This is a genomic window from Micromonospora yongxingensis (genome assembly GCF_052601155.1).
The window spans coordinates 39,803-66,125 of sequence record NZ_JBQXEO010000001.1; the positions used below are offsets into that span (position 1 = coordinate 39,803).

General features: G+C 71.6%; 23 protein-coding genes, 1 tRNA gene and 1 other RNA gene. 16 read left to right on the top strand and 9 right to left on the bottom strand.

The window, feature by feature from the left end:
- Positions 1-2: 2 nt before the first annotated feature.
- The gene (locus ACTWLT_RS00210) at positions 3-839 is read right to left on the bottom strand and encodes a class I SAM-dependent methyltransferase (protein ID WP_445316644.1); all 837 of its coding nucleotides are present in this window, start codon (positions 837-839) and stop codon (positions 3-5) included.
- A gap of 92 nt (positions 840-931) precedes the next feature.
- On the opposite strand from ACTWLT_RS00210, the gene ACTWLT_RS00215 reads away from it, so the two are divergent.
- Positions 932-1,441 (top strand): SigE family RNA polymerase sigma factor, encoded by a 510-nt coding sequence (locus tag ACTWLT_RS00215; RefSeq protein ID WP_445316645.1) that lies wholly within the window; start codon positions 932-934, stop codon positions 1,439-1,441.
- Between the two features lie 2 nt (positions 1,442-1,443).
- Complete coding sequence (locus ACTWLT_RS00220; RefSeq protein ID WP_445316646.1) at positions 1,444-2,439, top strand: hypothetical protein; 996 nt, start codon at positions 1,444-1,446, stop codon at positions 2,437-2,439.
- 143 nt (positions 2,440-2,582) lie between these two features.
- On the opposite strand, the gene ACTWLT_RS00225 is transcribed toward ACTWLT_RS00220, so the two are convergent.
- Positions 2,583-2,667, bottom strand: a tRNA-Ser gene (locus ACTWLT_RS00225).
- Positions 2,668-2,749: 82 nt separating this feature from the next.
- Here ACTWLT_RS00225 and ffs point away from each other — a divergent pair.
- Both ffs and ACTWLT_RS00235 read left to right on the top strand, forming a co-directional pair.
- An RNA gene (ffs, locus tag ACTWLT_RS00230) (signal recognition particle sRNA small type) lies at positions 2,750-2,839 on the top strand.
- Positions 2,840-3,021: 182 nt separating this feature from the next.
- The gene (locus tag ACTWLT_RS00235; protein WP_445316647.1) at positions 3,022-5,790 is read left to right on the top strand and encodes a DNA polymerase III subunit gamma and tau; all 2,769 of its coding nucleotides are present in this window, start codon (positions 3,022-3,024) and stop codon (positions 5,788-5,790) included.
- Positions 5,791-5,799: 9 nt separating this feature from the next.
- On the opposite strand, the gene ACTWLT_RS00240 is transcribed toward ACTWLT_RS00235, so the two are convergent.
- Entirely contained in the window at positions 5,800-6,483 is a 684-nt protein-coding gene (locus ACTWLT_RS00240; RefSeq protein WP_445316648.1) for a DUF998 domain-containing protein, read from the bottom strand.
- 443 nt (positions 6,484-6,926) lie between these two features.
- Here ACTWLT_RS00240 and ACTWLT_RS00245 point away from each other — a divergent pair, with 443 nt between their 5' ends.
- From ACTWLT_RS00245 to ACTWLT_RS00275, 7 genes are all read left to right on the top strand, one after another.
- A complete protein-coding gene (locus ACTWLT_RS00245; protein ID WP_252417486.1) occupies positions 6,927-7,235 on the top strand; it encodes a YbaB/EbfC family nucleoid-associated protein in 309 nt (102 codons plus the stop codon).
- Positions 7,236-7,242: 7 nt separating this feature from the next.
- Positions 7,243-7,836, top strand: coding sequence for a recombination mediator RecR (gene recR / locus ACTWLT_RS00250; RefSeq protein WP_252417424.1), 594 nt, complete (start codon positions 7,243-7,245; stop codon positions 7,834-7,836).
- Between the two features lie 314 nt (positions 7,837-8,150).
- On the top strand, positions 8,151-9,812 hold the full coding sequence (locus tag ACTWLT_RS00255; protein ID WP_445316649.1) for an ABC transporter substrate-binding protein: 1,662 nt from the start codon (positions 8,151-8,153) through the stop codon (positions 9,810-9,812).
- Positions 9,813-9,894: 82 nt separating this feature from the next.
- Positions 9,895-10,899: an ABC transporter permease gene (locus ACTWLT_RS00260; RefSeq protein WP_252417422.1), complete on the top strand. Its 1,005-nt coding sequence runs from the start codon at positions 9,895-9,897 to the stop codon at positions 10,897-10,899.
- The gene (locus ACTWLT_RS00265; RefSeq protein WP_252417421.1) at positions 10,896-11,858 is read left to right on the top strand and encodes an ABC transporter permease; all 963 of its coding nucleotides are present in this window, start codon (positions 10,896-10,898) and stop codon (positions 11,856-11,858) included. Before ACTWLT_RS00260 ends, ACTWLT_RS00265 begins: the two co-directional genes overlap by 4 nt.
- Before the next feature lie 8 nt (positions 11,859-11,866).
- Positions 11,867-12,880: an ABC transporter ATP-binding protein gene (locus ACTWLT_RS00270; RefSeq protein ID WP_252417420.1), complete on the top strand. Its 1,014-nt coding sequence runs from the start codon at positions 11,867-11,869 to the stop codon at positions 12,878-12,880.
- Positions 12,881-12,956: 76 nt separating this feature from the next.
- Positions 12,957-14,060, top strand: a complete 1,104-nt coding sequence (locus ACTWLT_RS00275; RefSeq protein ID WP_445316650.1) for an ABC transporter ATP-binding protein — start codon at positions 12,957-12,959, stop codon at positions 14,058-14,060.
- A gap of 86 nt (positions 14,061-14,146) precedes the next feature.
- Here the strand turns inward: ACTWLT_RS00275 and ACTWLT_RS00280 are convergent, their stop codons facing one another.
- Positions 14,147-14,539 carry a hypothetical protein gene (locus ACTWLT_RS00280; protein WP_445316651.1) on the bottom strand — a complete coding sequence of 131 codons (393 nt, stop codon included), beginning with the start codon at positions 14,537-14,539 and terminating at the stop codon, positions 14,147-14,149.
- Entirely contained in the window at positions 14,536-15,177 is a 642-nt protein-coding gene (locus tag ACTWLT_RS00285) for an HNH endonuclease family protein (RefSeq protein WP_252417417.1), read from the bottom strand. Before ACTWLT_RS00285 ends, ACTWLT_RS00280 begins: the two co-directional genes overlap by 4 nt.
- Positions 15,178-15,284: 107 nt before the next feature.
- Between ACTWLT_RS00285 and ACTWLT_RS00290 the strand changes: the two genes are divergently transcribed.
- Positions 15,285-16,778 carry an MFS transporter gene (locus ACTWLT_RS00290; protein WP_445316652.1) on the top strand — a complete coding sequence of 498 codons (1,494 nt, stop codon included), beginning with the start codon at positions 15,285-15,287 and terminating at the stop codon, positions 16,776-16,778.
- A gap of 27 nt (positions 16,779-16,805) precedes the next feature.
- Here the strand turns inward: ACTWLT_RS00290 and leuA are convergent, their stop codons facing one another.
- The 3 genes from leuA to ACTWLT_RS00305 all read right to left on the bottom strand — a co-directional run bounded on the left by leuA (position 16,806) and on the right by ACTWLT_RS00305 (position 20,259).
- Positions 16,806-18,557 carry a 2-isopropylmalate synthase gene (leuA, locus tag ACTWLT_RS00295; protein WP_445316653.1) on the bottom strand — a complete coding sequence of 584 codons (1,752 nt, stop codon included), beginning with the start codon at positions 18,555-18,557 and terminating at the stop codon, positions 16,806-16,808.
- 295 nt (positions 18,558-18,852) lie between these two features.
- On the bottom strand, positions 18,853-19,383 hold the full coding sequence (locus ACTWLT_RS00300) for a nitroreductase family protein (RefSeq protein WP_445316654.1): 531 nt from the start codon (positions 19,381-19,383) through the stop codon (positions 18,853-18,855).
- 84 nt (positions 19,384-19,467) lie between these two features.
- A complete protein-coding gene (locus tag ACTWLT_RS00305) occupies positions 19,468-20,259 on the bottom strand; it encodes a hypothetical protein (RefSeq protein WP_445316655.1) in 792 nt (263 codons plus the stop codon).
- Between the two features lie 275 nt (positions 20,260-20,534).
- On the opposite strand from ACTWLT_RS00305, the gene ACTWLT_RS00310 reads away from it, so the two are divergent.
- Positions 20,535-21,800: an aspartate kinase gene (locus tag ACTWLT_RS00310; RefSeq protein ID WP_252417410.1), complete on the top strand. Its 1,266-nt coding sequence runs from the start codon at positions 20,535-20,537 to the stop codon at positions 21,798-21,800.
- A 5-nt stretch (positions 21,801-21,805) separates the two neighbouring features.
- Positions 21,806-22,864 (top strand): aspartate-semialdehyde dehydrogenase, encoded by a 1,059-nt coding sequence (locus tag ACTWLT_RS00315; RefSeq protein ID WP_252417409.1) that lies wholly within the window; start codon positions 21,806-21,808, stop codon positions 22,862-22,864.
- 156 nt (positions 22,865-23,020) lie between these two features.
- Here ACTWLT_RS00315 and ACTWLT_RS00320 read toward each other — a convergent pair whose 3' ends face one another.
- A complete protein-coding gene (locus ACTWLT_RS00320) occupies positions 23,021-24,442 on the bottom strand; it encodes a GGDEF domain-containing protein (RefSeq protein WP_445316656.1) in 1,422 nt (473 codons plus the stop codon).
- A 198-nt stretch (positions 24,443-24,640) separates the two neighbouring features.
- Between ACTWLT_RS00320 and ACTWLT_RS00325 the strand changes: the two genes are divergently transcribed.
- The gene (locus ACTWLT_RS00325) at positions 24,641-25,420 is read left to right on the top strand and encodes a phosphodiesterase (protein ID WP_445316657.1); all 780 of its coding nucleotides are present in this window, start codon (positions 24,641-24,643) and stop codon (positions 25,418-25,420) included.
- An 11-nt stretch (positions 25,421-25,431) separates the two neighbouring features.
- Positions 25,432-26,100, top strand: coding sequence for a histone deacetylase (locus tag ACTWLT_RS00330; RefSeq protein WP_445316658.1), 669 nt, complete (start codon positions 25,432-25,434; stop codon positions 26,098-26,100).
- Positions 26,101-26,323: the final 223 nt, after the last annotated feature.

The window sequence follows — 26,323 nt, forward strand, 5'->3', positions numbered from 1 at the left end:
TGTCAGAGGCGCCAGATCGCGACGCCAACCTCTCGTCTCCGTTCGGCGAAACGGCCGTCGCGTGCCGTTTCGGACAGGAGGCGACGGAGATCCGCCTCGAAGGCGGCGAGCCGGTCGGCGAACAGGTGCGGTGCCGAACTGGACAGGGAGAACACCGCCGAGACGATCTCGTCCACGGAGCGCTCCGCCACCGTTCCCCCGTCGATCTCGATCCGGGTGGGGCCGGTGAAGCCGGCCTGCCGCATGATCTCTTCCTGCCCGCCCGGCGTGCCGGCGGGCAGCCACCCCTGACCGGCCCGGCGGACCGGTCCCAGGTAGCTGGCGACCAGGTCGTCGATCTGCCGCCACGGCGGCCGGAGGTACGGCAGCGGGTCGTCCCCGGTCACGCCCTGATGGGTGTTGGCGCTGACGTGGACCCAGGCCCCGCCGGGCGCGAGCATGTCGCGGACGCGACGGGCCACGAGGAGCCGATCCATCCAGTGGAACGACTGGGCGAACGTGGCCACCCGGAACGTGCCCAGGCCGGCCGGCAGGGCCTCGGCGCGGAGGTGCCGCCACTCGACGTTGGCGACCCCGACCTCGTCGGCCCTGCGCCGCGCCTCGTCGATCATGCCCTGGTCGGCGTCGACGCCCACCGCTGCCTCGAACAGGGGCGCGAGCAGGAGCGTCACCGATCCGGGTCCGCAGCCGACGTCCAGCAGTCGGCCGGTGCCGTCGAGGCCGAGTGCCTCTCCGACGGCCTCGGCGAGGCCGGGCGGGTAGGGCATACGGCCGACGCTGTAGTGGCTCGCGCTGCCCGCGTACAACGTCTCGTCCCATTCCCACGTCGTCGCTGCCACGACGTCGATGAGACCACATGATCCGAGAAAGATCCGACACCCTTGACAACGTCCGCGCCCACACGGGTGTCTTCCCCCATGTGACGACCGCAATGAAGCACCGACCAGCCGGGACGGCGAGCGACTCGGAGCACGATTTTCGGGTTTTCGTCCAGGGGATCGCCCCATCGTTGCACCGCACGGCGTACCTGCTCTGCGGGGACTGGTACCTGGCCGACGACCTTGTCCAGGAGACCCTGGCGAAGGCGTACAGCAATTGGCGCAAGGTCCAGAGGGCCGACAGCCCGTCCGCGTACGTGCGACGCATCCTGATCAACGAGTCGCGACGCGGCTGGCGCCGGGTCCGGAACATCACCGTGCAACCCGACATCGACAGCACCGTCGCGGACATGTCCGACGAGGTCGTGAACCGCGCCGAGCTGCTCCAGGCGTTGCAGTCGCTGCCCGCGCGGCAGCGGGCGACCGTCGTCCTGCGATTTCTCGAAGGGCTCAGCGAGCGGGAGACCGCCGCGGCCCTCGGGTGCAGCGAGGGCACCGTCAAGAGCCAGACGAGCCGGGCGTTGATCAAGCTCAAGTCCGTACTGAACCGAGGAGAGATCTGACCATGCCACACGACACCGAGGCACGTCTGAGCGCGACTCTGCAGGGCATCGTCGGGGACCGGTCGTACGCGCCCGACCTCGAGCAGATCGAGAGCCGCGGACGGAAGCTGCGGCACCGCCGCCTGGCGTGGCGCGCGACCGCCGGCACCGGCTTCGCCGCCGCGGTCGCGGCGGTCGCCGTGGTCACCGCCGGCACCGGCACCCAGGCCCCGGCGCCCAACCTCGCCGCCCCGAAGCCCGCGGCGACCAGCGCGACCACCCAGAACGCCCCGCTGGTGAAGCTGGTCGGCTATCTGACCACCGCCCCGCAGCCCGAGGGCGACGCGACGCTCGTGCTGCGCGACCAGGTCTACACGGACGGCCTCAAGGTCGATGTCTGGGACCTGTTCGCCGACAACGGCGACCTCTACTTCGCCAAGACCCGGGGTGCCCTCCCTGCACAGGTGAAGGGGAAGCACGCGACGAGCGGCGAGGACGAGGCCGGGAGGAAGAAGGCGGTCGCGGCGGCGGAGTACGCGGCCAAGGGCGACCTGAACGAGGCCCGCAAGAGGATGGCGCTCGCGTACGTGAAGGACCCGAAGACCGCGCCGACTCTCGAGGCGCCCGGCGCCAAGCCGTCGATCGACGCCAATATCGCCGCGAAGCTCAAGGCCACGGGTCAGGACGCGTCCACCGTGGGCAACCGGACCGACAACTGGGTCTGGGAGAACTCGATGGACGCCCTGAAGGCGGGCGCCGGCAGCCCGACGGTCCGCGCCGGGGTGGTGCGGCTGCTGGGGCAGATGCCCGAGGTCAAGGTCACGGAGGGCACCCTCGGCGGCCAGCCGGTGATCACCCTTGCCGCCGGCGCGCTGATCACCAGCGGCGGCACTGACAGCCTGACCATCGACGCCGACACCGGCCTGCTGATCAAGTACGTCTCGGAGAGCGTGGGCGTGACCGTCAACTACACGGTGACCCGCGTGACTCTCGCGGACGTGGCCGAGGGCAGGTTCTGACCCGCACCGACTGACGCCAGGGCCGGCCCGTCCGCCGGCCCTGGCGTCCTCGTGTCGTCCCGTTGCCGGACGACGGAGACCACAAGACGAACGCCCGGCGGGTCCATGCGGACCTGCCGGGCGTTCACGTCTGCTCAGGCGAGCGGAGGATACGAGATTCGAACTCGTGAGGGTGTAAACCCAACACGCTTTCCAAGCGTGCGCCCTAGGCCTCTAGGCGAATCCTCCGCGAGCCAGGATACAGGCCCCCACGGGCAGGGTCACCCCACCACCCCCTGAAGATCGACGGGCCGTCGGGTAGGCTTGGCGTCACCTCCCGTGCGGCGGTATCTCGTGAACCTCCCCAGGGCCGGAAGGCAGCAAGGATAAGCGAGCTCTGCCGGGTGCACGGGAGGCCTTTTTGTCTGTGGGCCTGGTTGATCCACTCGACATCGGTGATGTCGGGGCATCCCGGGCATGCGGACACCCCGGTTTCCAGGAAGCCGAGTCGATCAAGCGCGGTAACCCACGGTGCCCGGCGGGGTGGGTGGTCACCCGCGCCCGACCGGCGCAGAATGGCTCGGTCGAGAGGAGGCGGGACGAGTGACGCTGGCGCTCTACCGCAAGTACCGGCCGCGTACCTTCGCCGAGGTCATCGGGCAGGAGCACGTCACCGAGCCGTTGTCGCAGGCCCTGCGTAGCGGGCGGCTCAACCACGCCTACCTCTTCTCCGGCCCCCGTGGCTGCGGCAAGACCACCAGCGCCCGGATCATGGCCCGCTCGCTCAACTGTGAGCAGGGCCCCACCCCCGAGCCGTGCGGCAAGTGTGCGTCCTGCCGCTCGCTGGCGACCGACGGCACCGGCTCCATCGACGTGATCGAGATCGACGCGGCCAGCCACGGCGGTGTCGACGACGCCCGCGATCTGCGCGAGCGTGCCTTCTTCGCGCCGGCCAGCAGCCGCTTCAAGATCTACATCATCGACGAGGCGCACATGGTCTCGACGCAGGGCTTCAACGCCCTGCTCAAGCTCGTCGAGGAGCCCCCGGAGTACGTCAAGTTCATCTTCGCCACCACCGAGCCGGAGAAGGTCCTCGGCACGATCCGGTCGCGGACCCACCACTACCCGTTCCGGCTGTTTCCGCCGAAGGTGGTCCGCCCCTATCTGGAGCAGCTCTGCGAGGCGGAGGGAGTCACCGTCGAGCCGGCGGTCTTTCCGCTGGTGGTGCGCGCCGGTGGCGGCAGCATGCGGGACAGCCTCTCCGTGCTCGACCAGCTCATCGCCGGCGCCGGCGCGGAGGGGGTCAGCTACGCCCGGGCCGTCGCCCTGCTCGGGGTCACCGACTCGGCGCTGATCGACGAGATGTGCGACGCGCTGGCCGCCGGTGACGGCGCGGCCGCGTACGCCACCGTCGACCGGGTGGCCGAGGCCGGGCACGACATGCGCCGGTTCGCGTCCGACCTGCTGGAGCGGCTGCGCGACCTGATCGTTCTCCAGCAGGTGCCGGACGCCGCCGCGAAGGGCCTCATCGACGGCCCCGCCGACCAGATCGAGCGGATGGCCGCCCAGGCTTCGCAGCTCGGCTCGGCCACGCTGTCCCGCTGCGCCGACATCGTGCACAACGGGCTGGTCGAGATGCGCGGCACCACCGCGCCCCGGCTGCTGCTGGAGCTGATCTGCGCCCGGATGCTGCTCCCCGGCGCGGACGACACCACCGGCGGCCTGCTCCAGCGCCTGGAGCGGATGGAACGCCGGCTCACCCTGGGCGGCGCCGACGCCGGCTCCGCGCCGGCCACCAACCCGCTGGTACGCCCACAGCCGGCCACTCCGTCCCCGGCTACCGCCGCCCCGGCACCCGCCGCCGCCCCGACCTCGGCACCCCCGTGGAACGTCGACCCAGCCCCGAGCGCTCCGGCCCCGAACGCCGCAGGCTCGAACGTTCCGGCCCCGAACGCCGACTCCCCGATCCCGGTGTCACCCGGCGCGTCGGCGACCGCCGCGCCGACCTCCGTCGACCGGGGCGCACCCGCCGGCACCGTTTCGCCCGGGGGGTCGTCGGCCCCACGTCGCGCGGTGCCGCCGTCGGCGGTGCTCCCCGACCCGGTGACGCCGGAGCCGCCCCGACCCGGTGCCGCGCCGGCCGCGCTGGACGCGGTCACGGTCCGCAGGGCGTGGCCCGACGTGATCGGCAAGGTCAACCGGACCAACAAGCGGATCGCCGCCCTGATGCGTGACGCGGTGGTGCGCGAACTCGACGGCGACATGCTGGTGCTGACGGTGAAGTCCACCGTGCTGGCCAAGATGATGGCCGACCACGCGGCGGTGCTGACCGACGCGCTCTACGAGGAGTTGGGCGGGCGCTGGCAGATCCGCTGCGAGGTGGCCGGCGAGCGGGGCGGCGTGTCGTTGTCCGGCCCGCCGCGCTCGCAACCCGCCGCGCCGGCCCGACCCGCCGCGGTGGACACCCCTCCCGCTCCCGCCACCCCGCCGAGCACCAACGCCGCACCCGTCCCGAGCGGCGCCCCGGGTGACCTGCCCGGCGGCCCGTCCGGTGCGCGCGGTGGCCCCGGTGTCTCTTCCGGCGGTCAGGCCGCGGGTCCGCACGGCGGCCAGTCCGTCGGTCACGGCGCGGGTCCGCAGGGCGCTGCCCAGCCCGTCGGCCACGGTGCGAGTGGGCAGGGCGCAGCCCGGCCCGTCGGCCACACTGCGGGTCGGGAGGGCGGTGGCCAGCCCGGCGGATCGGCCGCGCCGGCCGACGCCGAGGACGACTGGCCGGAAGCGGCCCGACCCGGCGGCAGCGCCCCCGCCGCCGAGGCGACGGACGACGAGGACTGGCCGGAGGCCGCCCGGCCGGGCGGCTCGGCCGTGGACGACCCCACCGGCGGTTCCGGCGCGACCGGTGCGAATGGCGCCGGCCCGGGGCGTACCAACGGGACCGGCGCCCAGTCGAACGGGCACGGCTCGGGTGCGGCGGCCGGCGACGGCAGGCCGGGCGGCCGGGCCAACCCGACGCCGGCGGCCCGCCAGCCGGCCACCGGCGGTGCCCCGGTGAGCAGTGCCATCGCCGCGGCCCGCGCTGCGGCGGCGGGGCGCGGTCCGCGTACCGGAGCGGCGGCCCGGCCCGTCGCGGACGCCGAATGGGCCGGCGAACCGCCCTACGACCCCGAATTCGACGGTCCGGGACGCGGCGGCAAGCCGGGTGGCGCGGCGCCTGCCGCGACCCCGACCTACGAGGGGTTCGATCCGGGCGACGAGCCGCTGGACGAGGTCATCGACGAGAAGACCGCCCGGGAGTCCAGCGAGGAGCAGGCGGTACGGCTGCTCCGCGAGACGTTCGGCGCCGAGAAGATCGACGAGGTCGACGCGCGCTAGCGGCGCTGGTCACTCGGCGGTGGCGCCGGTCGGCGCGTCACGCCGTCCCCGGTCGGCGGACGTCTCGGCGAGCAGGACGCCCAGGCAGCAGGCCCAGAGCGGGAAGGGCAGCACGGCGACCCGTTCCATGCCGCCCACCCCGATCCCCATGCCCTGTTGAGCGAAGAACAGCACCGTGCCGGCCAGCGCGGTCAGCCCGGCGACGAGGGTGAGCCGTCGCCACCGGCCGAGCAGCGTGGTGCCCGGTGCGAAGCCGGCGAGCAGCAGCCCGACGTTGCCCAGCCCCATGATCAGGACTGCGCCGAGGACGTGCAGGTTCTCGTCGACATCCGCCGGGTAGAGGGCCGCCAGGGCGTACCCGCCGGTGGCCAGCAGCAGGAGCGCCTGGGTCGACCGCACCACGCCACCCCGACCGAGGAGCCGCCAGGTCAACAGCAGCCCGGCCGCGAGCAGCACGGCGGTGGCCAGCGTCGCGATGTTCATCACCGGGTGCCAGGGGGAGCAGACGTAGCGGGGTCGGGTGGTGTCCCAGGTCCCGCAGTGGACGTTGCCGAGGTCGCTGATGTTGTGGATGGCCCAGCTGTAGGTCGGCTGACGCCAGCGCAGGCCGGTGACGAGGCTGGCAACGAGGAAGACCGGCGCGGCAGCGGCCCAGCACAGCGCGCCGATCCGTCCGGTGCGGTTGAGGTTCATGCCGTCGAGCAGACCAGTGCGCCCGACCCCGGCGCACTACCTCCAGATGGCCGGTTCGGGGTGGTGGTAGCCGTACCCCGGCAGGCCGTTCGGGCGGGGTGGACGGTGTCCGCGGACTCCGCCGACACCAGTTCAGGTCGGCGGCCTTCGTCGGTGCCGAGCGGGCCGGCGTGTGGGCCGTCACGGGCCGGGACGAGATCGTCGTTATCGTCAGCGCGGTTGGCGGTTCGTCGGACACCGTGCCCGTCGTCGAGTCCCTGGTCCGCGAGCAGTACGACCGGCTCTGAGCCGCGCCGTCCCCGGTCCCGGAAAAGGGCGCGGAAGGCCCGGCGTGGGCGGACGCACCGGGCGGGGCGGGGTCGGTCACAGCGGTTAGGCTGGGCGGCGGCCCAGCAGACGAGTGCGAGAAGGAGCCATCCGTGCGCCCAGGTGGACAGCCGAACATGCAGCAGATGCTGAAGCAGGCGCAGAAGATGCAGCAGCAGATCGCCACCGCCCAGGCCGAGCTGGCCGAGGCGGAGCTGACCGGCACCGCCGGCGGTGGGCTGGTCACCGCGACCGTCTCCGGTGCCGGCGAGCTGAAGGCGATCAAGATCGACCCGAAGGCCGTCGACCCGGACGACGTGGAGACCCTGGAGGACCTGGTTGTCGCGGCCGTGCACAACGCCGCCGAGGCGGCACGGGAGCTGACCGAGCGCAAGATGGGCCCGGTCACCGGCGGCATGGGCGGCCTCGGCCTGCCCGGTTTCTGAGCGGCAGATGTACGAAGGTGCCATCCAGGATCTGATCGACGAGCTGGGTCGGCTGCCGGGCGTGGGCCCGAAGAGCGCCCAGCGGATCGCGTTCCACGTCCTGTCGGCCGATCCGACCGACGTCAACCGGCTGGCTGGCGCGCTGCGCAAGGTCAAGGAGCTGGTCCGGTTCTGCACGACCTGCTACAACGTGGCCGAGTCCGAGCAGTGCCGGATCTGCCGCGACCCGCGCCGCACCAACGAGGTGCTGTGCGTGGTGGAGGAGCCCAAGGACGTGGTGGCCATCGAGCGGACCGGTGAGTTCCGCGGCCGCTACCACGTGCTCGGTGGCGCGATCAATCCGCTGGAGGGGATCGGGCCGGACAATCTGCGCATCCGGGAGCTGATGATCCGGCTCGGCGAGGGCACGGTCCGGGAGCTGATCCTGGCCACCGATCCCAACACCGAGGGCGAGGCGACCGCCACGTACCTGGCGCTGATGGTGAAGCCGATGGGGATCTCGGTGACCCGGCTCGCCAGCGGCCTGCCGGTCGGCGGCGACCTGGAGTACGCGGATGAGATCACCCTCGGCCGGGCCTTCGAGGGTCGTCGGGCCGTCTGAGTCAGACCACGTACGACCGGTGGTCGGTGCCCTGTCCGGGTGCCGGCCATCGTCGCGTCGATGCCCGGAAATGATCTGACACCTGCTTCCTCCTGCGGCCTGTTCGACGTAACAGTTTGGCATCGCGGGTGCGGATTGCACGGTTTCAAGCCCTGTTGACCTTCGAATCGAATGTCAAGCGACGATTGAGGCACGATCCGATACCAACCGTCCACCCGGCGGTTTCCGGGTGGACGCAACGGGAGCTATGGTCACCGCCATCGGTGACCCCTGTCACCACGTTGTCCGTACCCCCAAGGACGAGGTGAAGCACGATGCGTGCACCCAGGCCGAAGGTCGCGATCGCGGCCGTCGCGGTCGCGGCCCTCGCGGTAGCAGGCTGCGCCGAGAGCAACCGCGACGACAGCTCCAGCGGTAGCAAGAAGGACACCCTCGTCTTCGGCGTTGCCGGAGACCCGAAGGTGCTCGACCCGAGCTTCGCCAGCGACGGTGAGTCGCTGCGTGTGGCGCGTCAGGTCTTCGAGACCCTGGTCCGACCGGAGGAGGGTGGCACCAAGGTCACCCCCGGCCTGGCCGAGTCGTGGACCCCGGACGCCGCCGGCACCACCTGGACCTTCAAGCTCCGGTCGGGCGTCAAGTTCCACGATGGCACCGAGTTCAACGCCGAGGCCGTCTGCGCCAACTTCAACCGGTGGTACAACGCCAAGGGCCTCATGCAGAGCCCGGACGTGACCGCGTACTGGCAGGACGTCATGGGCGGCTTCGCCAAGAACGAGGACGCGGACCTGCCGCCGAGCCTCTTCAAGTCCTGCGCCGCCAAGGACGCCACCACTGTGGACCTGTCCTTCACGCGGGTCTCCAGCAAGATCCCGGCCGCGCTGATGCTCCCCTCGTTCTCCATCCACAGCCCGAAGGCGCTGCAGGAGTTCGACGCCAGCAACGTCGCCGGCACCGCGGAGGACATCAAGTACCCGTCGTACGCGACGGAGCACCCGACCGGCACCGGCCCGTTCAAGTTCAAGGCCTGGGACGTCGCGAACAAGACGCTGACCCTCGAGCGCAACGAGGACTACGCGGGCACCAAGGCCAAGCTGAAGACCCTGATCTTCAAGACGATCTCGGACGAGAACGCCCGCAAGCAGGCGCTGCGCTCCGGTGACATCCAGGGCTACGACCTGGTCGGCCCGGCCGACGTCGAGCCGCTGAAGGGCGAGGGCTTCAACGTCCTCACCCGCCCGGCGTTCAACGTGCTCTACCTGGCGATCAACCAGAAGGGCAACCCGAAGCTCGCCGACCCGAAGGTCCGGCAGGCCATCGCGCACGCGCTGAACCGTCAGCAGCTGGTCGACTCGAAGCTGCCCCCGGGTGCCAAGGTCGCCGACAACTTCATGCCGGACACGGTCGAGGGCTGGAACGGCGACGTTCCCAAGTACAACTACGACCCGGCCAAGGCGAAGGCGCTGCTGGCCGAGGCCGGCGCGTCGAACCTGACGCTGAAGTTCCACTACCCGACCGAGGTCACCCGGCCGTACATGCCGAACCCGAAGGACATCTTCGAGCTGCTCTCGGCGGACCTGAAGGCCGTCGGCATCACCGTCGAGGCGATCCCGCTCAAGTGGAGCCCGGACTACCTCAACGCCACCACCTCCGGCAGCAAGCACGACATCCACTTCCTGGGCTGGACCGGTGACTACGGCGACGCCTACAACTTCATCGGCACCTTCTTCGACCGGCCGAAGGACGAGTGGGGCTTCAACAACAAGGCCCTGTTCGACCAGTTCAAGGACGCGGACACCACCGCCGACATCGCGGCCCGGACCGAGAAGTACAAGGCCCTGAACAAGTCCGTGATGGAGTTCCTGCCCGGTGTGCCGATCTCGCACTCGCCGCCGGCGATCGTGTTCGGCAAGGACGTGACCGGCGTCAAGGCGAGCCCGCTCACCGACGAGCGGTACGCCACCGCCGAGTTCAAGTAAGTCCTGATCTGACGCAAGGAACGCGGGCGGGCGCTGTCGCACAGCGCCCGCCCGCAACCCTCCGCACCCCTTCGAGGCCGCCGTGTTCCGGTTCATCGTCAGACGCCTGCTTCAGCTGATACCCACGCTGTTCGGGCTCTCCCTTCTGCTCTTCATCTGGCTCCGCCGGCTCCCCGGCGGCCCCGAGACCGCCATCCTCGGCGAGCGCGGCACGCCTGAGATGCGTGCCGCCATCCGCCGCAACATGGGCCTCGACGAGCCCATCCTCGTGCAGTACGGACGGTTCGTACGGCGGATGATCAAGCTCGACCTGGGCACCTCGACCTCCACCAAGCGGGCGGTCACCACGGAGTTCATCGAGCGCTTCCCCGGCACCGTCGAGCTGACCATCACCGCGATGATCATCGCGATCGGTATCGGCATCCCGCTGGGCTACCTGGCCGCCCGCCGTCGCGGCCGGTTCCTGGACCACGCCTCCGTGGGCGGCTCGCTGATCGGCATCTGCATCCCGGTCTTCTTCCTGGGCTACGTGCTCAAGGCGATCTTCTCGGAGAACCTGCACTGGTTCCCGTCCAGCGGCCGGCAGGACCCGACGCTCGGCGCGACCCGGGTGACCAACTTCTTCGTCCTCGACGGGTTGATGACCCGCGAGTGGGACGCCGCCGCCGACGCCCTCTGGCATCTCGTGCTGCCCGCCATCGCGCTGGCCAGCATCCCGCTGGCGATCATCGTCCGGATCACCCGGGCGAGCGTGCTGGAGGTGCTCAACGAGGACTTCGTCCGGACCGCCGAGGCCAAGGGCCTGACCGAACAGACGGTCCGTCGCCGGCACGTGCTGCGTAACGCGATGCTGCCGGTGGCCACCTCCATCGGCCTGCTCGCCGGCGGTCTGCTCTCCGGCGCTGTGCTGACCGAGACCGTCTTCGCCTTCAGTGGCATCGGAGCTTTCGTCGCCGAGGCCATCGGCCAACGCGACTATCCGGTGCTGATGGGCTTCATTCTGATCATCGCGGTGGTGTACGTGCTGGTGAACCTTCTGGTCGACCTCTCCTACAGCTTCATCGACCCGAGGGTGAGGGTGCGATGACCCTCAGCCCGGGCAAGAAGCGCGAAAAGATCGACCGGCTCTCGGAGCTGGCTGCCCGCGACGACGAGCGTGGGGTCAGCCTCTGGCAGGAGGCGTTCCGCCGGCTGCGGGGCAACCCGGCGGCGATCGTCGGCGCGATCATCCTGGCGCTCTTCGTGCTGGTCGCGGTGGTCGGCCCGTTCCTCGTGCCGTACGCGCCGACCGACACGATCGGCATCCGCGAAGGGCTGATCAAGCCGGGTGTCATTCCCGGCGTCAACGGCGATCACTGGTTCGGTTACGACCACCAGGGCCGGGACGAGTTCAGCCGGATGATCGTGGGTGCCCGGCAGACCCTGCTGGTCGGCGTGGTCTCCACCCTGATCGGTCTGGCGATCGGTGCGCTGATCGGCGGCGTCTCCGGCGCCGCGGCCGGCCTCGGTGGCCGGTGGGGGCGGTGGATCGACACCACCCTGATGCGGTTCATCGACATGCTGCTGGCGATGCCGAGCCTGCTGCTGGCGGTCAGCATCGCCGCCCTGCTCGGCGCCAGCCTGACCACGGTGATGATCGCCGTCGGCGTGGTCTCGGTGCCGGTCTTCGCCCGGCTGCTGCGCGGTTCGATGATCTCCCAGGCCAACAGCGACTACGTGCTGGCGGCCACCTCGCTCGGCGTGAAGAAGTCGAAGATCGCGTTGACCCACGTGGTGCCGAACTCGCTCGCCCCGGTGATCGTGCAGGCCACCCTGACCCTGGCCACCGCGATCATCGAGGCCGCGGCACTCTCCTTCCTCGGCCTGGGCAACCCCGACACCGCCGTTCCGGAGTGGGGGGTCATGCTCGCCGACGCGCAGCAGTACCTCGGCATCCGGCCGTCGTTGGCGATCTACCCTGCGGTCGCGATCATCATCACCGCGCTCGGCTTCACCCTGCTCGGTGAGGCGATGCGCGAGGCCCTCGACCCGAAGCTGCGGAAGTAGGCCCAGTAATGGCACTGCTCGAAGTGGACGACCTTTCCGTCACGTTCGCCCGGCGCGGCCAGCGCGCCGTGCACGCGGTCGACGGAGTGTCCTTCTCGGTCGACGCCGGTCAGGTGGTCGGCCTGGTCGGCGAGTCCGGCTGTGGCAAGAGCGTCACCTCGCTGGCGATCATGGGACTGCTGCCGAAGCAGCCCGGTCTGCGAGTTGGGGGCAAGGCCGTCTTCGACGGCACCGACCTGCTCCAGCTCGACGACCGGTCCCGGCGGGACATCCGCGGCCGGGACATCGCGATGATCTTCCAGGACCCGCTGTCGTCACTGAACCCGGTGATCCCGATCGGGTTGCAGGTGACCGAGGTGCTCACCCGGCACCGGGGGATGAAGGGCGACGCCGCCGCGAAGGAGGCGGCGTCGCTGCTGGACCGGGTCGGCATCCCGGACCCGAAGCGCCGCCTGAAGGAGTACCCGCACCAGCTCTCCGGCGGGATGCGGCAACGGGCGCTGATCGCCATGGCGGTGGCCTGCCAGCCTCGGCTGCTGATCGCCGACGAGCCGACCACCGCCCTGGACGTCACCATCCAGGCCCAGATCCTGGAGCTGCTCAAGGGGTTGGTCCGGGACTCCGGCACCGCCCTGCTGATGATCACGCACGATCTCGGTGTGGTGGCCGGCATGTGTGACACCGTCAACGTGCTCTACGGCGGCCGGGTGGTGGAGACGGCTCGCCGTCGTCCGCTGTTCCGCGAACCGCGCCACCCGTACACCGTGGGTCTGCTCGGCTCCGTGCCGCGCCTGGACGCCGGGCGGGGCGAGAAGCTCAACCCGATCCCCGGTTCGGTGCGTGACCTGCTGCCCTGGCCGGACGGCTGCGCCTTCGCCCCGCGTTGCGCCCGCCGGATCGACGACTGCGTGGGTCAGCCACCGGAACTGGTGCACACCTACGACGGGCGGAGCTACCGGTGCGTCAACCCGGAGCCGGTGCCCGGCACGGTGCCCGCTCCGCGCGAGGAGGAATCAGCGTGAGCGAGCGTAGCGAGCGAACCATCAGGCACAGCAGCGTGGCGTCTCGCGCCGGCGCGGAGCGAAGCGGAGTGCTGGCGTGAGCGACAACGACATCCTCGTCGAGGTGCGCGACCTGAAGGTGCACTTCCCGATCAAGCGGGGAGTGCTCTTCGACCGGGTGGTCGGCCACGTGAAGGCCGTCGACGGGGTCGACCTGAGCATCCCGCGCGGCAAGACGTACGGCCTGGTCGGCGAGTCCGGCTGCGGGAAGTCCACCCTCGGGCGGGCGCTGCTCCAGCTCAACCCGCCGACCTCGGGCGAGGTCAGCTTCGACGGCGTCGAGCTGACGACCCTGCCGGCGGGCAAGCTGCGCAGCATGCGTCGCCGGATGCAGATGATCTTCCAGGATCCGATGTCCAGCCTCGACCCGCGGCAGAACGTCGAGTCGATCCTGACCGAGGGTCTCCAGACCCACGGGATCGGCACGGACCGTACCGACCGGCGTCGGATCATCGGCGAGACGCTGGACGCGGTGGGGCTGCCCCGCTGGGCGCTGTCCCGCTACCCGCACGAGTTCTCCGGTGGGCAGCGCCAGCGCATCGGCATCGCCCGCGCGCTGGTGCTCGGGCCGGAGCTGATCGTCGCCGACGAGCCGGTCTCGGCGCTCGACGTCTCGATCCAGGCCCAGGTGGTGAACCTGCTGGACGAGCTGCAGGACAGCCTGGGGCTGACCTACCTGGTGATCGCGCACGATCTCGCGGTGGTCCGGCACATCTCCGACACGGTCGGCGTCATGTACCTGGGCGCGCTGGTCGAGGAGGCGCCGAGCGACCGGCTCTACACCGAGCCGCTGCACCCGTACACCCGGGCGCTGATGTCCGCGGTGCCGGTGCCGGACCCGGACGTGGAGGACAACCGCGAGCGGATCCTGCTCGCGGGCGACCTGCCCTCGCCGGCCAACCCGCCGTCCGGCTGCCGCTTCCACACCCGCTGCCCGTGGGCGCAGCCCACCCGCTGCAAGGACGAGCGGCCGGTGCTGCGGGAGATCGGCGCCAGCCGGGTCGCCTGCCACTGGGCCGAGCAGATCGCCACCGGCGAGCTGCGTCCGCACCAGGTCAGCGTGGAGATCGTCCGCCCCGAGGGCGAGGGCGAGTCGCCGGGCGTGGTGTCCGCCCCCAGCGAGCCCGGCTCCTACGTCTGAGCCCCACCGTCCCGATGAGCGTGACACCTCTCAGGCATCGACATTCCTGAGAGGTGTCACGCTCGACGGACCGCCGCCCAGGGGGATCAGCCCTCCGGGCGGTGCAGCAGGGCCACCGCGATGCCGTGCACCGCGTCCAGCCCCGCCGGGTCGGCCAGCCCGACCGTCCCGCCGGTCACCACGTACCACTCGTCCGCGTCCTTGTACTGCACGCGCAGCGTGACCCGGCCGTCCGCGTACTCGGTGCGCAGGGTCAGATCGCCGGTCACGACCCCGACCTCGTCGGTCATCACCCCGCCCGGCCCGGGCACGATGTCGGCGGTCCGCGCCTGCGCACCGCCGGCGCCGTCCGCATCAGCCACCATGCCGGCCCCCGGCACGGCGGCCGGCGTCTCGGCCGTGCCGTCGACGGTCATCCCGGCGGTGGTCGGGGCGGTGTCACCGGTCGCCTCGCCGCCTGTCCCGGCTTGTTCGCTCATGTGCAGCCCTCCAGCATGTCGGTCAGGGCGGTCTTCTCGGCACTGGTCACCGTCAGCCGCCAGTGGTGCTTGACCGTCACCCAGTTCTTGGCGTACTGGCACCAGTACGACCGGTTCGCCGGCTTCCACTGGGACGGGTCCTGGTCACCCTTTGCCCGGTTGGAGGACGCGGAAACCGCGATGAGCTGCGGACGTGTCGTGTCGTTGGCGAAGTCGCCGCGCTTCGCGTCGTCCCACTCGTTGGCACCCGAGCGCCACGCGTTGGCCAACGGCACCATGTGGTCGATGTCCACGTCGGAGGGATCGGTGGCGCTGCGACCGTCGTACACGCTCTCCCAGCGACCGCCGACCACGTTGCAACCGGAGAGCTTCACGTCCTTGCCGTCGCGCTGCAGGATGCTGTCCCGCACGTCGCAGTTCTTGCCGGTGTCCCGCCAGTGCGGGAAGTGGTCGCGGCTGTAGCCCTTCATCGAGCCGGCGGTGGCGACGGTGAGCTGGCCCAACAGCTCCACGGCATTGCCACCGCCGCTCGGTGGCGGCGTGTCCGGCTCAGCGGGCGGGACGCACCCGGCTACGCCGAGCGCCAGCGCGGCGACGAGCGCGGCCACCGCCACGCGCGGTCCTGATCTGGTACGCACAGACGACACCTCTCCAGCTTGCGGGCTCCCGGCGATTGCGCACAGTACCCGGGCATGGTTTCGGCGTTTCGTGGCGTCTCCCACATGGTGCAAGGCAGATTGGTGGGATGACCGCTCCCGTACCGGCGCCCTCGCTGCGGATGGGCACCGCCGCCGGCCGGGGCACCCTGCTCGCCGCGGTGCTCGCATCCGGCATGGTCTTCCTGGACAGCACGGTCGTCAACGTCGCCCTGCCGAAGCTCGGCCAGGACCTCGGCGCGAACGTGGCCGATCTCCAGTGGACCATCAACGGCTATCTGCTGATGCTGGCGGCGTTCGTGCTGCTCGGCGGGGCACTCGGCGACCGGTTCGGCCGGCGGAGGGTCTTCCTCCTCGGGGTGGTCTGGTTCACCGCCGCCTCGGTGCTGTGCGGGTTGGCCCAGGGGACCAGTTGGCTGATCGCGGCCCGGTTCCTCCAGGGGGCCGGCGGCGCCCTGCTCACCCCCGGATCGCTGTCGGTGCTCCAGGCCAGCTTCCACCCCGACGACCGGGGCCGGGCGATCGGCGCGTGGGCCGGCCTGTCCGGCGTGTCCACCGCCCTCGGTCCGTTCATCGGCGGCTGGCTCATCGACGCGCTCTCCTGGCGGTGGATCTTCTTCCTCAACCTGCCGGTGGCCGTGCTGGTGCTGCTGGCCGCCCTGCGCTGGGTGCCGGAGAGCCGGGACGAGAGCGCCTCGCGGACCGCCGGGCCGGGTCGGACCAGGCACCGGTTCGACGTGCTCGGCGCGCTGCTCGGCGCACTCGCCCTCGCCGGCGTCACGTACGCCCTGATCGACGCGCCGGCCCGCGGCTTCGACTCGGCGCCGGTGCTGATCGCGGCGCTGGTCGGGGTGCTGGCCGCGGTGGCCTTCGTCGTGCTGGAACGGCGGCGCGGCGACGCCGCGATGCTGCCCACCGGGCTGTTCGGCAGCCGGCTCTTCTCGGTGCTGAACATCTTCACCGTCGTCGTCTACGCCGCGCTGGGCGGGTTCACCTTCTTCTTCGCCGTCTACCTGCAGAACGTGGTCGAGTGGTCGGCCTTCCGCACCGGGATCGCGCTGTTGCCGATGACGGTGCTGCTGCTGGTCGGATCGGCCCGGGCCGGCGCACTCTCGGCGCGGATCGGCCCCCGGCTGCCGCTGAGCATCGGCCCGGTCGTGGCCGCCGTCGGTCTGCTGCTGCTGCGCGGTGTCGGCCCGGGCGCGTCGTACTGGCGGGACGTGCTGCCCGGGGTGCTGCTCTTCGGCATCGGCCTGACCCTGGTGGTGGCCCCGCTCACCGCGTCCGTGCTGGCCGCCGTGGAGGACCGATTCTCGGGGGTGGCCAGCGGCTTCAACAACGCCGCCTCCCGGGCCGGGGGCCTGCTCGCGGTGGCCGCGCTGCCGTTGCTGGTCGGCCTCTCCGGGGGCGGGTACGAGCAGAAGGCCGAGCTGACCGACGCGTTCCGGGGCGCGATGATCTGGTGTGCCGGGCTGCTGCTGGCCGGTGCGGTGCTGGCCCTCGTCCTGGTCCACCGACCGCCCCGGTCCGCTCCACCGTCGCAGCCCCGCCACTCGATGCCCACCGCCACACCCCCGCACTGAACACTGCGGGGGTGTGGCTTGGGTGTCTCAGCTGCGGGCGCGGTTGACGGCGCTGGTGACCGCCTTGATCGACGCGGTGACGATGTTGGCGTCGGTGCCGACGCCCCAGACCGTCCGACCGTCGACCTCACACTCCACGTACGCGGCGGCCTGAGCGTCACCACCGGAGGAGAGCGCGTGCTCGTGGTAGTCGAGCACCCGCACGCCCACCCCGACCGACTGGAGCGCGTTGACGTACGCGTCGATCGGGCCGTTGCCGACCGCCGTGAGCGACCGCTGCTCGCTGCCCACACCGACCTGGGCCTCGATCTCGACCTTGCCGTCGGTGGTGCCGAGCGTGTAGCCGGCCATCCGGAACGCCGGGTCGGGCTGGTGGTCGAGCAGGTAGTGCGTCGCGAAGATCTCCCACATGGCGGTCGGGTCGACCTCGCCGCCGTCGTGGTCGGTGACCTGCTGCACCACTCCGGAGAACTCGATCTGGAGCCGGCGGGGCAGGTCCAGCTGGTGCTCGCTCTTCATGATGTACGCGACGCCGCCCTTGCCGGACTGCGAGTTGACCCGGATGACCGCCTCGTAGGTGCGGCCCAGGTCCTTCGGGTCGATGGGCAGGTAGGGCACCGCCCAGGTCTGCTCGTCCACCGGTACGCCGGCGGTCGCCGCGTCGACGGCGAGGGCGTCGAAGCCCTTCTTGATGGCGTCCTGGTGGGAGCCGGAGAAGGCGGTGTAGACCAGGTCACCGGCGTACGGGTGGCGCTCGTGCACCGGCAGTTGGTTGCAGTACTCCACGGCCCGCCGGATCTCGTCGATGTTCGAGAAGTCGATCATCGGGTCGATGCCCTGGGAGAAGAGGTTGAGCCCCAGCGTCACCAGGTCCACGTTGCCGGTGCGCTCGCCGTTGCCGAACAGGCAGCCCTCGATCCGGTCGGCGCCGGCCAGCAGACCCAGCTCTGCGGCGGCCACCCCGGTGCCCCGGTCGTTGTGCGGGTGCAGGCTCAGCACCAGGCTGTCCCGCCGCGGCAGGTGCCGGTGCATCCACTCGATCGAGTCGGCGTACACGTTCGGAGTGGCCATCTCGACGGTGGCCGGCAGGTTGATGATCAGCTTCCGGTCCGGCGTCGGGTCGATCACGTCGATCACCCGGGAGCAGACCTCGAGCGCGTACTCCAGCTCGGTGCCCGTGTAGGACTCCGGCGAGTACTCGTAGTAGATGTCGGTGTCCGGGGTGTGGATCTCCGCGTACTTCTGGCAGAGCCGCGCGCCGGTGGTGGCGATGTCGGCGATGCCGTCGCGGTCCAGGCCGAAGACCACCCGCCGCTGGAGCGTGGAGGTCGAGTTGTAGAAGTGCACGATGGCCCGCTTCGCCCCGCGCAGCGACTCGAACGTCCGGTCGATCAGGTGCTCCCGGCACTGGGTGAGCACCTGGATGGTGACGTCGTCGGGGATCATGTCCTGCTCGATGAGCTGCCGGACGAAGTCGAAGTCGGTCTGGCTGGCCGACGGGAAGCCGACCTCGATCTCCTTGTAGCCCATCTGGACCAGCAGTTGGAACATCCGGCGCTTGCGCTCGGGCGACATCGGGTCGATCAGCGCCTGGTTGCCGTCGCGCAGGTCCACGGCGCACCAGCGCGGCGCGGTGTCGACGTGCCGGGTGGGCCAGGCGCGGTCGGGCAGGTCGACCCGGAACTGCTCGCGGTAGGGCTGGTAGCGGTGGTACGGCATCCGGCTGGGGCGCTGCCGGGCGATCGGATCGGTCTCAGCGTCGGTGGCAGGTTGAGCCATCTCAGAGTGCTCCCTGGAACATGTGGCGTCAGCAGATCGGAAGGTGTCGGCGAGATGCCGGGCGACGGTGCGCGGCGGTGCCGAGGAGAAGTTCGGATGTGCTGGACGGCGCGATGCGACTCCGCGACGAGGTGCCGGCCGGTTAGGCCTCGTCGCGGCGGCTAAGGAGAAGCAGCGCCTGCCACATGACCAGGTCACCCTACGTGATGGAACGGGGGGTGGGAAGGTAGGTCCGGACTATGGGACCGGCGTCATGGTCAGCTCGGAACTGCACCTGCGTGCCGAGCCGGGGTGATCAGGCGAGCAGCAGGTCGGCGACCGGGCGGCGGTGGCGCAGACCGGTCTCGCGGGCGCGCAGCTCGGCCGGGAGAGCGAACGGGTCGCCGAGCCGGCCGACGGCGGCGACCACCAGCGGTCGGACGCCGCCGGGCAGGTCGAGTTCGGTGGCGAGGCCGGCCTGGTCGAAGCGGGTGAGCTGACGTACGTGCAGGCCGAGCGCGGTGGCCTGCAGAGTCAGGTGGGCCATCGCCTGACCGAGGTCGTACGCGGCCCGCTCGGCGTCGCCGCCGGTGTGCGCGCCGACCACCAGGGTCGCGGCGTGCCGGGCCCACGCCTGGTCGCCGCCCGGGAGGCTGATCAGGATCCGCTTCCAGTTGTCGTCGTCCCGGTGACCGAGGGCGAACCGCCAGGGCTGCCCGTTGTCCGCCGAGGGTGCCCACCGCGCGGCCTCCAGCAGCGAGGCCGCCTCGTCCGGGGTCAGTTCGGCGCTGGGGTCGAAGGCCCGAGGGCTCCAGCGGAAGGCGAGCAGCGGGGTCAGGTCAGCCATGGCGAGAATCGTCCCGTATGGGTGATTCGCGGCTCAGGCCAGCCTCGCTGAATGTGGGCAAACGCACCCGTAACGGGAAGAAGATCAGCGCGTTCCCGCGCTCGGGCTGTCGGACGGATCCGGTGTCGGTGGCGCGGCGGTGTCCAGCGGTTCCTGGTCCACCACCACCGGGCCGGCCAACTGAACGCTGGCCGGCGCCGGTCCAGGCGGGGCGGCCAGCTTCAGCGACCCCGCCTCGGTCCGGACACCGGTCGGTGTGCCGTCCCGGTCGTAGCAGTAGATGCCGACGTCCAGCGGGGCGTTGAGCGAGGCGGACGTGGAGTCCACCGAGTAGCAGGTGCCGGTGAAGCCCCGGGGCGTGTCGGCCGGAGCGACGGCGAGCGGCGCGCGCCGGTCGGTGAGCACGTCCAGCCAGTCGGTCAGCGGGTGCTGAACCCGGGGATCCAGCTTGCGCGGGAGGGCGTCGTCGCGCTCGCCGAGGCGTACGCAGTGCGCCGGCTCCGGCCGCCCGGCCGACGGCAGGGCGCACTGGAACAGCCCGTCGGCGGTGGCGGCCAGCGAGACGTCGACGGTGCCGCCCAGCGCGCCACCCGGCACGTCGACCCGCCAGCCGCCGTCGTTGGCGCTGGTGAACACGATCGTCCGGTCCGGTTGGCCGGCCTGGCTGTACACGTACTGCGCCACCAGGTGGCGGTCCTGGGCAGCGGCGGCCAGCGCGGCCAGCTCGTCGCGCGCGGCGGCCACCTCGACCGGTCCGGGATCGGTCGGCGGCGGCGGGGACGGGGGCTGCTCGCTGGTGCAGGCGACCAGGAGAGTCGGCAGGGCGAACACGAGCGGCCCGAGCACGCGGCCGGCCGAGCGGGTGAGGACGGGCACCGGCCCATTCTGGTGGGTGCGGACGGGCGGCGGGGGCCGCCGTGCACCGGGCCCGGCCCGGCGTGTCGGGCGGGCCGGGGCCGGGCCGGCGTACCTCGGGGACCTGGTGGGGCGCGGCAGGTCGCCCCGCCCTGGGGCCGTGCGGGCCGGATGGTGGGATCACCTGACCCGGCGTCGTTACCCGCCGGATACCCTCAAGGGGTCTGACACGCGCCGCCGGCCCCGGTTCCGGCGGCGTCGGCACGCTCAGGGTCGCTGGGAGGGAGTGCACCGTCGTGGCACTCGTGGTGCAGAAGTACGGCGGGTCCTCCGTCGCCAACGCCGAGCGCATCAAGCGGGTGGCCGAGCGCATCGTCGCCGCCCGCAAGGCCGGCGACGACGTGGTGGTGGTGGTCTCCGCGATGGGGGACAGCACCGACGAGCTGCTCGACCTGGCCAACCAGGTCAGCCCGCTGCCGCCGGGCCGTGAGCTGGACATGCTGCTCACCGCGGGCGAGCGGATCTCCATGGCGCTGCTGGCCATGGCCATCCACAACCTGGGGTACGAGGCCCGGTCGTTCACCGGCTCCCAGGCCGGCGTGATCACCACCTCGGTGCACGGCCGCGCGCGGATCATCGACGTCACCCCCGGGCGGCTCAAGGGCGCGCTCGACGAGGGTTCGGTGGTCATCGTGGCCGGCTTCCAGGGCGTCTCGCAGGACACCAAGGACGTCACCACGCTGGGTCGGGGCGGTTCGGACACCACCGCCGTGGCGCTCGCCGCCGCGCTGCACGCCGACGTCTGCGAGATCTACACCGACGTCGACGGCATCTTCACCGCGGACCCGCGGATCGTCCCCAACGCCCGGCACATCCGGCAGATCACCTACGAGGAGATGCTGGAGCTGGCCGCGTGCGGCGCGAAGGTGCTGCACCTGCGTAGCGTGGAGTACGCCCGGCGGGCGGGGTTGCCGATCCACGTCCGTTCGTCATACTCGACCAACACCGGCACGATGGTCACCGGATCGATGGAGGACCTTTCCGTGGAGCAGGCACTGATCACCGGCGTTGCGCACGACCGCAGCGAGGCGAAGATCACGATCGTCGGCGTGCCCGACGAGCCGGGCGCCGCCGCGCGGATCTTCGACACCGTCGCCGGCGCCGAGATCAACATCGACATGATCGTGCAGAACGTCTCCACCGAGGGCACCGGCCGGACCGACATCTCGTTCACCCTGCCCAAGACCGACGGCCCGACCGCGATGGCCGCGCTCAGCAAGATCCAGGAGTCGGTCAAGTTCAAGGGCCTGCTCTACGACGACCACGTCGGCAAGGTCTCGCTGATCGGTGCCGGCATGCGCTCGCACCCAGGCGTGGCCGCCGGCTTCTTCGCCGCCCTCGGCGCGGCCGGGGTCAACATCGAGATGATCTCCACGTCCGAGATCAGGGTCTCCGTGGTCTGCCGGGACACCGACCTCGACGCCGCGGTCCGTGCCATCCACGACGCCTTCGAGCTGGGCGGCGACACCGAAGCCGTGGTCTACGCGGGGACGGGTAGGTAGCGCCGATGACGGCGCTGCCCACCCTCGCAGTGGTCGGAGCGACCGGTGCCGTCGGCACCGTGATGTGTGAGCTGCTCACCGGGCGTCGCAACGTCTGGGGTGAGATCCGGCTGCTCGCCTCCGAGCGTTCGGTCGGAAAGCGGGTGCGTTGCCGGGGCGAGGATCTCGTCGTCCAGGCGCTGACCCCGGAGGCCTTCGACGGCGTCGACGTGGCGATGTTCGACGTACCCGACGAGGTCTCCGCCGAGTGGGCGCCGATCGCCGTCGCCCGCGGTGCCATCGCGGTGGACAACTCCGGTGCCTTCCGGATGGACCGGGACGTCCCGCTGGTGGTTCCGGAGATCAACCCGGAGCAGGTCCGCAACCGGCCCCGGGGCATCATCGCCAACGCCAACTGCACCACCCTCGCGATGATCGTCGCGGTCGCGCCGCTGCACCGCGAGTACGGCCTGCGCGAGCTGGTCCTCGCCTCCTACCAGGCGGTCTCCGGGTCCGGTCAGGCCGGCGTGGACATCCTGCACGACCAGCTCGCCAAGGTCGCCGGGGACCGCGCGCTCGGCTCGCGCACCGGTGACGTCCGGCAGGCGGTCGGCGACGACCTGGGTCCGTTCCCGGCGCCGCTGGCGCTCAACGTGGTGCCCTGGGCCGGCTCGCCGGCCGACGGTGGCTGGTCGTCGGAGGAGATGAAGGTCCGCAACGAGTCGCGGAAGATCCTCGGCCTGCCCGACCTCAAGGTCTCCGCCACCTGCGTGCGGGTGCCGGTGGTGACCGGTCACTCGGTGGCCGTGCACGCGGTCTTCGCCACCGAGGTCGACGCCGAGGGCGCCCGCGAGGCGCTTCGCAACGCCCCCGGGGTGATCCTGGTCGACGACCCCGCCGCCGGAGAGTTCCCGATGCCGATCGACGCGGTGGGCACCGACCCGTCCTGGGTCGGCCGGATCCGCCGCGCCCTCGACGACCCGCGCGCCCTCGACCTCTTCATCACCGGCGACAACCTCCGCAAGGGCGCCGCCCTCAACACCGCCCAGATCGCCGAACTCCTGGCCAAGGACCTGACGGCCTAACCCCCCCTCTCCCTCCCCCTCTCCCGCGCCCCCGCCCCACCCCCGCGATCTTGCAGTTTCTGCCCTGACAAACGGGGTGAACCTCGCAAAAGCAGGACCTCAAGTGCAAGATCGCGTGGGTGGGTGGGGTGGGGTGGGGTGGGCGGGGCGCAGCGGTCAGGCGGCGGCCAGGTGGACGCCGTCGCGGCCCTGGCGCTTTACGGCGTAGAGGGCCTGGTCGGCTCTTCGTAGGGTGAGGTCGGGGGTCTCGCCGGGGCGGGGCAGCGCCACGCCCACGCTGATGGTGCGGCCGGTACGGCGGGCCGCCTCGGTCAGTCGCTCCGCGATCCGGACCGCCTCCTCCGGGCGGCTCACCTCGATCACCGCGACGAACTCGTCGCCACCGATCCGGTACAGCTCGTCGCCGTGCCGCAGCGCACCCTCCAACGCCCGTGCCAACCCGACCAGCACCTGGTCGCCGGCCTGGTGGCCGTACGTGTCGTTGACAATCTTGAAGCCGTCCACGTCGATCGCCAGCAGGGCCGTACGCCCCGGGGTGGCCGCCGCGATCCGCCGCCCGAACGGGCCGGTGTGCCGCAACCCGGTCAGCGGGTCGGAGCTGGCCTGCTCGCGCAGCCGTGCCAGCGTGCGCAGTCGGTCCAGGCTGGTCCAGGCCTGCCCGGCAAGCAGTTCCATCAGACTGACCGTGGTCGGGTCCGGGCGCAGCAACCGCTCGTCGGCGACCAGCAGCACCCCGCCGGCGTCCGACGGCCCGACCGGTACGGCGATCAGAGTGCGCACCCCGGCCCGGGTCAGCGGCCGGTAGTCCTCGGTCGGAGGGTGCCCCGCCTCGCCCAGCGTGTACCCGGCGCCGTACCGGTGCGCCCGGTCGACCATCCGGCCCAACGCGGCCGGACCCGCCTCGGCCAGCTCGGCCCGGATCCGCGTCTCCAGCTCGCCCGGAACCAGCGGAGACGGCCCGAGCCCGGCACCCTCCGGGCCGGCGACCAGCAGTATCGCCGCGGAGAGGGTGGAGACCTCCCGGGCCGCGCAGGTCGCCGCGCCCATCACGTCCAGCTCGGTCGGGGCCGAGGAGAGCGCGGCGGCGTGCCGGAGCAGCTTCTCGCTGCGACTCTCCGCTGGCGTGCCGCCGAGTGCGACGATCCGCGCGCCCAACCGGACGGCCACCCGCTCGGCGGTCTCCCGCCACGGCTCCAGGTCGACCGGCTCGCTCCACTGCAGGTCGAGGACACCGATCGCCCGGCCCGCCGGGTCCAGCACCGGCACGCACAGCTCCGCGGTCACGTCGGGGCGTATCGGCAGGTAGTCCGGGTCGGTGGAGACGTCCTGGACGGCGGCGGTGCTGCCGGTGGCGTACACCCGGCCGACGATCCCGGTCCGCGGCGGCACGGTGGCGAAGACCTGCCACGCACCGGTCGCCGCGACGCAGCGCAGCCGGTCGTGGACATCGAGCAGCACGGAGATGGTCGCGGGGGTGTGGCGGGACAGCGCGTTGACCGTCCACCGGCAGGCCTCGAGAGCGCTCGACGCCATCGGCAGGCGGACGGTGACGTCACGGATGACTCGCTGATGATCCACTCGCACGTCGTTCCAGGTAGGGGAGGGGCCGGCCGGCGCCGAGCCGCGCGATCAAGCGTACTCACGGTGGCTCGGAGTCGATCTGTCTTCGTACACATGTGCCATCCACAGGCTGTGGACACGGCCTGTGGGCGCAGGGACCCCGGAGGATGTCGACCAGCGATAGCGTGGAGCTCCCGGCGCCGAGGAGGCGGGCTCATGCTCATCGCCCAGCTCAGTGACCCCCACCTGACCACCGGCGTGCTCGCCGCCGAACCGGCCGCCGGGCTGCACCGCGCGCTCGGCCGGGTGCTGGCGTTGCGTCCCCGACCCGACTGCGTCGTGATCACCGGTGACCTGGTCGACCACGGTCGGCCCGACGAGTACGCCGCGCTCCGCGAGCTGATCGGCCGGTTCCCACTGCCGGTGCACCTGGTCACCGGCAACCACGACGACCGGGAGTCGCTGCTCGACGCGTTCGGCGGCACGCCCTGGCTGGGCGGCGGGTTCTCCGCGTACTACCACGTCGACCACGAGGCGGCGACCGTCGTGGTGCTCGACTCGCTCGTCCCCGGCAGCGACGGCGGTCAACTCGGCGAGGAGCAGCTCGGCTGGCTCGACGGGGTGCTGGCCGGGCGGCCCGAGGTGCCCGCCGTGGTCTGCCTGCACCACCCGCCGGTCGTCGTCGGCATCCCGGTGGCCGACGGCATCCGCCTCGCCGACTCCGACGCGTTCGCCGAGGTGATCGGGCGGCACCGGCACGTCGTCCGGGTCGCCGCCGGGCACCTGCACCGGCCGGTCACCACGGGGTACGCCGGCACGGTGCTCACGGTGGCGCCCAGCACCTGGCGGCAGAGCACGCTCACCATGAGTGCCGACGAGCAGATCGGCTGGGTCGCCGAGCCGACCGCCTTCCTGCTGCACCTGGTCGAGCAGGGCGGCTGCGTGACGCACACCGTCCAGGTCAGCCACTCCGCCGGCCAGATCTGCGGCTTCTGAGGACACCTGTCGTGGTCGGCGCCGAGGAGCGGCTGGTCTGGTACGTCGCGTACGGCTCGAACATGCACGCCGCCCGGCTGGCGTGGTACATCGGCGGTGGCTGCCCGCCCGGCGGGCGACGGACGTACCCGGGCTGCCGGGATCCCCGTCCACCGAGCCGATCGGTGCCGGTGTCGCTGCCCGGCGGGATCTACTTCGCCGGCGAGTCCGGCGCCTGGACCGGCGGCATGGCGTTCTACGACCCGCAGTTGCCGGGCGTGGCCGCGGCCCGCGCCTACCTGGTCACCGTCGAGCAGTTCACCGACATCGCGGCGCAGGAGATGTACCGGCCGCCCGGCGACACGGCCGACCTCATCCCGGCGACCGGTGCGGCGATCGATGCGGCCGTCGCCGACGGACGGGCCACGCTCGGCCCGGGCCGCTACGAGACGCTGGTCTGCCCGGGCCACCACACCGGGCTGCCGATGCTCACCTTCACCGCTCCGGAGCCGGCGTCCGCCAGGCGGTGCCGGCCACCGGCGCCGGTCTACCTCGGCATGATCGCCCGAGGTTTGCGCGAGTCGCACGGCTGGCCGGCCGAGCGGATCGCCGACTACCTGGCGCAGCGCCCCGGGGTCGCGGACGGCTGGCCGCCCGACACCGTCGCGACGCTGGTCACCGAGGCGCTGACCACGGCCTGACGCGGGGTCACGGTGCCGGCCGGCGTCGCGGCCCGACAATGGGGCGGCGCGGGCGGTCGGCTCACAAGGTCGCGTGCGCTCGCACCGCCTGTCCCGTCCTCTCTGGACCAGCGGCGGGGTCCACCAGCAAAGGACCCTGTTGGCGCCGATGGATGCGGGCGGTTGTGCATATCCGCAGCTCTGATGTGCTGCCCGGCTCGACCGGTCGGCGTCCGGATGAGAG

Coding starts and splice junctions, on each gene's coding strand:
- ACTWLT_RS00215 (WP_445316645.1), top strand. CDS start 932: ATGAAGCACCGACCAGCCGGGACGGCGAGCGACTCGGAGCACGATTTT.
- ACTWLT_RS00220 (WP_445316646.1), top strand. CDS start 1,444: ATGCCACACGACACCGAGGCACGTCTGAGCGCGACTCTGCAGGGCATC.
- ACTWLT_RS00240 (WP_445316648.1), bottom strand. CDS start 6,483: ATGAACCTCAACCGCACCGGACGGATCGGCGCGCTGTGCTGGGCCGCT.
- ACTWLT_RS00245 (WP_252417486.1), top strand. CDS start 6,927: ATGCAGCAGATGCTGAAGCAGGCGCAGAAGATGCAGCAGCAGATCGCC.
- recR (WP_252417424.1), top strand. CDS start 7,243: ATGTACGAAGGTGCCATCCAGGATCTGATCGACGAGCTGGGTCGGCTG.
- ACTWLT_RS00255 (WP_445316649.1), top strand. CDS start 8,151: ATGCGTGCACCCAGGCCGAAGGTCGCGATCGCGGCCGTCGCGGTCGCG.
- ACTWLT_RS00265 (WP_252417421.1), top strand. CDS start 10,896: ATGACCCTCAGCCCGGGCAAGAAGCGCGAAAAGATCGACCGGCTCTCG.
- ACTWLT_RS00270 (WP_252417420.1), top strand. CDS start 11,867: ATGGCACTGCTCGAAGTGGACGACCTTTCCGTCACGTTCGCCCGGCGC.
- ACTWLT_RS00280 (WP_445316651.1), bottom strand. CDS start 14,539: ATGAGCGAACAAGCCGGGACAGGCGGCGAGGCGACCGGTGACACCGCC.
- ACTWLT_RS00290 (WP_445316652.1), top strand. CDS start 15,285: ATGACCGCTCCCGTACCGGCGCCCTCGCTGCGGATGGGCACCGCCGCC.
- leuA (WP_445316653.1), bottom strand. CDS start 18,557: ATGGCTCAACCTGCCACCGACGCTGAGACCGATCCGATCGCCCGGCAG.
- ACTWLT_RS00300 (WP_445316654.1), bottom strand. CDS start 19,383: ATGGCTGACCTGACCCCGCTGCTCGCCTTCCGCTGGAGCCCTCGGGCC.
- ACTWLT_RS00315 (WP_252417409.1), top strand. CDS start 21,806: ATGACGGCGCTGCCCACCCTCGCAGTGGTCGGAGCGACCGGTGCCGTC.
- ACTWLT_RS00325 (WP_445316657.1), top strand. CDS start 24,641: ATGCTCATCGCCCAGCTCAGTGACCCCCACCTGACCACCGGCGTGCTC.